7 protein-coding genes are annotated in these 7,535 nt (G+C 69.3%); 4 read left to right on the forward strand and 3 right to left on the reverse strand.

Annotation, left to right across the window (positions count from 1 at the left end; genetic code table 11):
- Positions 1–4 precede the first annotated feature (4 nt).
- A complete protein-coding gene (priA, locus tag JHC81_RS12715; RefSeq protein ID WP_292175256.1) occupies positions 5–1,837 on the reverse strand; it encodes a primosomal protein N' in 1,833 nt (610 codons plus the stop codon).
- A gap of 210 nt (positions 1,838–2,047) precedes the next feature.
- On the opposite strand from priA, the gene fsa reads away from it, so the two are divergent.
- From fsa to JHC81_RS12735, 4 genes are all read left to right on the forward strand, one after another.
- On the forward strand, positions 2,048–2,701 hold the full coding sequence (fsa, locus tag JHC81_RS12720) for a fructose-6-phosphate aldolase (RefSeq protein WP_292175258.1): 654 nt from the start codon (positions 2,048–2,050) through the stop codon (positions 2,699–2,701).
- 21 nt (positions 2,702–2,722) lie between these two features.
- Positions 2,723–3,424, forward strand: a complete 702-nt coding sequence (locus JHC81_RS12725; RefSeq protein ID WP_292175260.1) for a DUF484 family protein — start codon at positions 2,723–2,725, stop codon at positions 3,422–3,424.
- Complete coding sequence (locus JHC81_RS12730; RefSeq protein WP_292175262.1) at positions 3,421–4,347, forward strand: tyrosine recombinase XerC; 927 nt, start codon at positions 3,421–3,423, stop codon at positions 4,345–4,347. The genes JHC81_RS12725 and JHC81_RS12730 overlap by 4 nt, the downstream gene beginning before the upstream one ends.
- Positions 4,348–4,428: 81 nt before the next feature.
- The gene (locus tag JHC81_RS12735; protein WP_292175264.1) at positions 4,429–5,433 is read left to right on the forward strand and encodes an aspartyl protease family protein; all 1,005 of its coding nucleotides are present in this window, start codon (positions 4,429–4,431) and stop codon (positions 5,431–5,433) included.
- Between the two features lie 6 nt (positions 5,434–5,439).
- On the opposite strand, the gene JHC81_RS12740 is transcribed toward JHC81_RS12735, so the two are convergent.
- Both JHC81_RS12740 and lpdA read right to left on the reverse strand, forming a co-directional pair.
- On the reverse strand, positions 5,440–6,231 hold the full coding sequence (locus JHC81_RS12740) for an SDR family oxidoreductase (RefSeq protein ID WP_292175266.1): 792 nt from the start codon (positions 6,229–6,231) through the stop codon (positions 5,440–5,442).
- A 3-nt stretch (positions 6,232–6,234) separates the two neighbouring features.
- Positions 6,235–7,535 (reverse strand): dihydrolipoyl dehydrogenase (gene lpdA, locus JHC81_RS12745; RefSeq protein ID WP_292175268.1); only part of this gene is annotated, 1,301 nt, incomplete at its 5' end.

Consider the following 7,535-nt stretch of genomic DNA (forward strand, 5'->3'; position numbering starts at 1 on the left):
CGACTTAGTGCGTCGGGTCGGCGGCGGCCAGGGCCATCAGCACCGGATGCTCGGGCGTCCAGGTCTGTAGCAAAGCCCGCCCCGGCTTGTCGGCCCGGCCCGCCCGGCCCGTCGCCTGGCTGAGCAGCTGGAACGTCCGCTCCGCCGCACGCAGGTCACCGCCGCGCAGGCCGAGGTCGGCATCCACCACTCCCACCAGCGTCAGATTGGGAAAGTTGTGCCCCTTGGCCGCCGCTTGCGTGGCCACAAGGATGTCGATCTGGCCGTCCTGCATGGCTTGGATCAGGGCACGCGCCGAGCGCGCGTCCGGCGTGGTGTCGGAACTGAACACCGCTGTCCGCGCCTGCGGGAACAGCTGGCGCACCTCCTCTTCGACCCGCTCGACGCCCGGCCCGACGGAGACGAGGCTGTCCTCCGCCCCGCAGGACGGACAGGTCTTGGGCCGCATCATCGAAAAGCCGGTCAGGTGGCAGATCAGCCGCCCGGTGTAGCGATGCTCGACCAGCCAGCTGTCGGTGTCCGGTGCCGTCATCCGGTGCCCGCAGACCCGGCAAAGCACCACAGGCGCATAGCCCCGCCGGTTCAGGAACAGCAGGCTCTGCTCGCCGCGCGCAAAGGTCTCGCCCAGCGCCTCGCGCAAGGGCGCGGACAGCCAGGTCTGGGGGTCGGGCGGAGAGGCGCGCAGATCCAGCAGGGCGATGTCGGGCAGGACCGCCGCGCCGTGCCGCCGCTCCAGCCTCAGCCAGCCATAACGCCGCTGCCGCGCATTCCACAGCGTCTCCAGCGACGGCGTGGCCGAGGCCAGAACCACAGTCGCCCCCTCGATCCGCGCCCGCGCCACGGCCAGGTCGCGCCCGTGATAGATCAGGCCCTCATCCTGTTTGAACGAGCCGTCGTGCTCCTCGTCCACGACCAGCAGTCGCAGATTGACGAAAGGCAGGAACAAGGCCGAGCGCGCGCCCACCACGATGTTGCAGCGCCCGGCGACCACCGCCTCCCAGACCTGACGCCGACGCGGCGGGGCCACCCCGGAATGCCATTCGGCGGGCGCGGTGCCGAACCGGGCCGTGATCCGCTCGATCAGGGCCTGGGTCAGGGCGATTTCTGGCAGCAGGATCAGGATCTGCGCGGTTGGATCGGCCTTCAGCGCCTGCGCCGCCGCCTCCAGATAGGCCTCGGTCTTGCCCGACCCCGTGATGCCGTCCAGCAGGAAGGGCGCGAACCCGCCGCGCGTGACCGCATCCCCGATGGCCCGCGCCGCCGCCGCCTGGTCCGCGTTCAGATCGGACGGCGCATGGTCGGGATCGGGGGCGTCGAAAGCGGCGACGGCCTCGATCTCCACGACCTCCAGCACCCCTTCGTCGACCAGCCCCTTGATGACGCTGGACGATACGCCGACCGCCCGAGCCAGATCGGCTCCCGGCACGGCCCGCTGGCCTAGCGCTTCCAGAACCGCCGTCCGCGCCGCTGTGGGCCGGGCCGGCATGCGCTCGCCGACCCGCCGCACCCGTCGCTCGGGCCGGGGTCTGGGCGCGCGCAGGCCCTTCAGGGCCGTCGCTGCCATCTCGCCCGGCGCGCTCAGCGTCCAGCGCCCGGCCCATTCGACGAAGTCCACCGTGCGTTCGGGCAGGCGCGGATCGTCCAGCCGATGATCGATGGCCTTCAGTCGCCGGTTCGACCCGGTCGTCTCCCGCGCCTCGACCACGATGCCGCGCATCAGCCGCGGCCCCAACGGCACCGCCACCTGATCGCCACGCACGACGTCGATGCCCTCCGGCACCTCGTAATCGAAGGCCTCGGGCACCGGCAGGGGAATGAGGACGGAGGCGACTTTCACCGCCCTCACCTCCCCATCGCAGATGGGGAGGGGGACCGCGCGAAGCGGGGTGGAGGGGGAGACTCCAGCCGATGAGGATTGGCAGACCAGGGGCCGACACCAGCGCCGCCCCCTCCGTCACGGCGCGAAGACGCGCCGCGCCACCTCCCCACGCATGGGGAGGTGAAAGAGGCTCGCGCTCTCGACCTTCCGCCGCTAAACACCCACCCCATGAAACTCTTTCTCGACACAGCCGACGTCGCCGTCATCAAGGACATGGTCCCCACCGGCATGGTGGACGGCGTCACCACCAATCCTTCGCTGATCGCCAAATCCGGTCGCAACATCGCAGAGGTCATCGCCGAAATCTGCGGCCTGGTCGAGGGGCCGATTTCCGCAGAGGCCGTGGCGACCGACTATGAGACCATGGTCAAGGAAGGCGACAAGCTGGCCGCCATCGCGCCCAATGTCGTGGTCAAGCTGCCCCTGACCTGGGACGGGCTGCGCGCGGCGCGCAACTTCTCCGACAAGGGCATCAAGACCAACGTCACCCTGTGCTTCTCCGCCGCCCAGGCCATGCTGGCCGCCAAGGCCGGTGCCACCTTCGTCTCGCCCTTCGTCGGGCGGCTCGAGGATCACGGCGCCGACGGCATCGGCCTGCTGGAAGAGATCCGGGTGCTCTACGACACCCACGGATTCGAGACGGAAATCCTGGCCGCCTCCCTGCGCAATCCGGGCCATGTCTCGGCCGCCGCCATCGCCGGAGCGGATGCCGCGACCCTGCCGGACGACACTTTCAAGGCCTTGGTCAAGCACCCGTTAACCGACAAGGGGCTTGATGCCTTCCTGGCGGACTGGGGCAAGACCGGTCAGTCGATCCTGTAGCCTGCCTCCGAGGAGAGGTCTGTGAGCGTATTGCCTGACCTCCCGACCGAAGACACCGGTCCGCACTGGCCGGAAATCCGCGCGTGGTTGCAGGCGTATCCGCAGATCCTGCTGGACGACCGATCCCTGCTGGAAGAGGTCGGGCTGAAGCCCCACGGTCGCAATGTCGTGGAGTTCGGTCGCGCCGCCCTGACCCGGCTGGAAGAGGTCGCCGAGCGCGAGGCGGATGCGCGCAAACGCATCGAATCCATCGCGCGCGCAAACTTCGCCGCCCAGACCCAGACCCATGTCGCGGCGCTCGATCTCCTGGAGGCGCGCAACCTGTCCGATCTGGCCCGACGCCTCGATGCGGTGGCCCAGGGACGGTTCGGTCTGAGCGGCGCCGCCGTGGCGCTCGAAAAGCCCGGCCCCGTGCCCTTCGGCTGGCGTGCCCTGGACGAGGATCGCGTCGACGGCCTGCTGGGCGAGCACGGCCTGACCTGGCTGGGTCCCAACTTCGACGGGCTGAACCTGTTCGGCGCATCCGAGGACCAGGTCCGCTCCGTCGCCCTGATCCGCATGGCCCCGCAGTTTCCGGGCGCCGAGACGACCGCCCGTCCCGCCCTGTGCGCTTTCGGCTCGCCCGAAGAAGACGGCTTCACCGCCACCATGGGCTGCGAGCTGGTGGCCTTCATCGCCCGTGTGGTCGAACGCACCGCCGAGCGCTGGCCCCTGCTGGGATGACGGCCTCCGACGCTCTGTCGGCCTGGCTGGAGCATCTGGCGCACGAGCGCCGCCTGTCGTCTCGGACGCTGGAAGCCTATGGCCATATCGGGCGACTGTATGTCGCCTTTCTGGAGCGGCATCGCGGCGAGAGCCTGTCGCTGGCCGATCTGGGCACCGTCAGCGCCGCCGAGGTCCGCGCCCATCTGGCCGAGCGCCGCGCCGGGGATGGCTCCGATCGCTCCGGCCTCGCCGCCCGTTCCATCAGCCAGACCCTGTCGGCCATCCGCGCCTTTCACGGCTTTCTGGACCGCCGCTGCGCCACGCCTGCGCCCCAGCTGACGCTGGTCCGCGGGCCTCGCATCAAGCCGTCCCTCCCTCGCCCGGTCAGCGAGGATCAGGCGCGCGGCCTGCTGGCGGAATCGCAAACCGATCCCGATGCCGCGCCCTGGGAGGCGGCTCGCGACCGCGCGGTCCTGACCCTGCTCTACGGCTGCGGCCTGCGCATTTCCGAGGGCCTGTCCCTGATCCGGGCCGATGCCCCGCTGGGCGAGACGCTGCGTATCACCGGCAAGGGCGGCAGGACCCGGATCGCCCCGGTCCTGCCCGCCGTCCGCGAGGCCGTTGACGACTATCTGGCGCTGTTGCCGTTTGCCCTGTCGCCGGACGAGCCCCTGTTCCGCGCCCGCCGTGGCGGCCCCCTGAGCCCTCGTCACGTCCAGGCCACCGTCCAGCATCTGCGCGGTCGTCTCGGCCTGCCCGCCAGCGCCACGCCGCACGCCCTGCGCCACAGCTTCGCCACCCATTTGCTGGGGGCCGGGGCGGACCTGCGCTCCATCCAGGAACTGCTGGGCCACGCCAGCCTGTCCACGACGCAGAAATATACGGCGGTGGACGCCGCCCACCTGCTGTCCGCCTATGCGCAGGCCCATCCCCGCGCCTGACCCGGTACATCGCCGGACTCGCCAGATCGGCAATACAGGCGCATCATTCGCATAAATCACCGCTTCGGGAGGGCGGTATCGATGCGAACCGGCATCTCATGTGTGGATCGGCGAACTCTGCTGCTGGGTGCAGGGGGCGTGCTGTTGGCCGGGCGAGCTCATGCCGAACCGCTTTCATCCGACCCGGTCACCGAGGCCGGACTCGACGATATCCAGCTGACCCGGAATCTGTTCACCCGGGTGGCGACCCAGGTCTCGATCAATGGGACAGGTCCCTTCAGCTTCGTCATCGACACAGGCTCGGTGTCCACCGCCGTGTCCGACACCCTGGCCCGGCAACTGGCCTTGCCGTTGCGAGAATCCCTGATGGTTCACGGGATCGCCGCCGCGACCGTGACCCCCGGTGTGGGCGTCGGGCGTCTGACTTTGCAGGGGATGACGGCGCGCAATCTGCACAGTCCCGTTCTGCCGCGCGATCAGCTGGGGGCCGATGGCCTGATCGGCCTGGACATTCTCGGACGGTTCAAACTGGGCTTCGACACCGAGCGCAGGACCGCCAGTCTGCAGCGCGAGACGATGCGGATCATCAGCGGCGGCACGGAGCGGGTCGGCACGCGGCTGAGCCGCGAGGGCTTGCGGACCACGCGTGGCCGACTGGGTCAGCTGATCATCACCGACCTGCGGATCAGCGGCCAGCCCGCGGTCGCGTTCGTCGACAGCGGGGCGCAGTATTCGATCGGCAATCCTGCGTTGATGGAGGCCATCCGGGCACGCCGTCTGGACGGTCTGGTGGCCAGCCGCGACATCCCAGTGTTCGGCGTCACGGGTCACAGCGTTCAGGCCACTATGGCCCGTGTGGCGGATCTGCGGTTGGGCGCACACCGGCTGGGACAGACGACTCTGCTGTTCGCCGACATGCACTGCTTCAGGGCGCTCCACCTCTCGGATCGCCCCGCCCTGCTGATCGGTGCCGATCTGCTGGGCCGGTTCCGGCGGGTCGTGATCGATTTCGCCCGCAACAGCGTGGCGTTTGACGGACTTCGGCCGCCGTCGCTTTCGACACTGGACGATCTCGCATCGGTCTGACGTCGGTCAGATCGCCTTGACCGCCCCGCCGTCCAGCCGGATCAGCGACCCGGTGACATAGGCCGCCTGCGGGCTGGCCAGAAAGGCGGCGACCGCGCCGAACTCCTCCGGCGTACCCAGGCGACCGACGGGAATGCCGGCCGTGGCCTCGGCCCGGGCCTGCTCGGGCGTGATGCCGTGGGCGGCCGCTCTAGCCGCATCCAGCCGTTCAATGCGCGGCGTATCGATGCGGCCGGGCAGCAGGGTGTTGACCGTGATTCCGTGCGGCGCGACCTCACCCGCCAGAGTCTTGGCCCAGGCCGCGACCGAGGCGCGCAGGGTGTTGGACACCCCCAGCGACGCCACAGGCTCGACCACGGTGATCGACGCCACGTTCAGGATACGGCCCCAACCCATGGCCTTCATCCCGGGCAGGACCCGGTCGGTCAGGCGGAAGATGGACAGTACCATCGCCTCGAACTGCGTCCGCCACAGGTCGGGCTCCAGCCCCGACACCCCCGACGGCGGCGGCCCGCCGGTGTTGTTCAGCAATATTTCGATCGGCCCGCCCAACGCCGCCTCGGCCACATCCACAGCGGCCAGCAGCGACGCGTGATCCGCCAGGTCGGCCGGCGCGATGACGGCCCGGCCTGGCCCCATCGCGTTCAGATCGTCCGCCACAGCCTGCAGCTTCGCGACATCGCGCGACAGCAGGGCGACATGCGCGCCTTCAGCCACCAGCGCCGTCGCCACGGCCCGTCCCAGCCCGCTGGAGCCGCCGCAGATCAGGGCGCGCTTGCCGCTCAGCCCCAAATCCATCGATCAGGCCTGCATGGTCCAGCCCTCGACGCCCATGGCCGCCTGTTTGACGGCTTCGGAGCGGGTCGGGTGGGCGTGGCAGATGCGGGCGATGTCCTCGGACGCCCCGCCGAAAGCCATGGCGACGCAGGCCTCGTGGATCATTTCCCCGGCCTGCGGACCCATGATGTGGACGCCCAGGATCCGGTCTGTCGTCGCATCGGCCAGGACCTTAGCATAGCCGTCGGTCTCGTGGTTGATCTTGGCGCGGCTGTTGGCGGTGAAGGGGAATTTGCCGACCTTGTAGGCGATGCCGCCAGCCTTCAGCTGATCCTCGGTCTTGCCGACCCAGGCGACCTCGGGGAAGGTGTAGACCACGCTGGGGACCATGTCGTAGTCGACGTGACCCGCCTTGCCCGCGATCAGCTCGATCACCGCGACGGCGTCTTCCTCGGCCTTGTGCGCCAGCATGGGGCCGCTGGTCACGTCGCCGATGACCCAGACGCCCTTGGCCCCGGTCTTCAGGTGATCCTGGGTGACGAAGCCGCGCTTGTCCGGCTCGATCCCGACCGTCTCCAGACCCAGGCCCTGCGTGTAGGGACGCCGCCCGATGGCGACCAGGACGACATCGGCCTTCAGCGTTTCGGCCTCTCCGCCCGCCGCCGGTTCGACGGTCAGTTCGACCCCGTCCTTGACCGACTTGGCCGCCGTGACCTTGGAGCCCAGCTTGAAAGTCATGCCCTGTTTGGTCAGCACGCGCTGGAAGGCGGTGGCGACGTCCGAGTCCATGCCCGGCGTGATGCGTGGCAGATATTCGACCACCGTCACCTGCGCGCCCAGACGGCGCCACACCGAACCCAGCTCCAGCCCGATGATGCCGGCCCCGACCACGATCATGGTCCTGGGCACTGCGGGCAGGGCCAAGGCTCCGGTAGAATCGACCACCTTGCCCTCGATGAAGTCCACGCCCGGCAGCGGCGTCGGCTCCGAGCCCGTGGCGATGACGATGTCCTTGGCGGTCAGGGTCGTCTTGGTCCCATCGGCGGCCTCGACCTCGACTTGACCGGGGCCTGTGATCCGGCCTTTCCCCTTGATCCAGTCGGCCTTGTTCTTCTTGAACAGGAATTCGATGCCCTTGGTCAGGGCCGTGACGCTGTCCTGCTTCTGCTTCTGCAACTGGTCGACGTTGATCTTCGGCGTGCCGATCTCGATGCCGAGGGTGGGAAACTCCTTAGTCGCCGCCTCAAACAGCTCGGACGCATGCAGCATCGCCTTGGACGGCATGCAGCCGACGTTCAGGCAGGTGCCGCCCAGGGTCTCGCGCA

This window comes from Brevundimonas sp. (assembly GCF_016463295.1).
In the GTDB taxonomy this organism is placed as follows: Bacteria; Pseudomonadota; Alphaproteobacteria; order Caulobacterales; family Caulobacteraceae; genus Brevundimonas.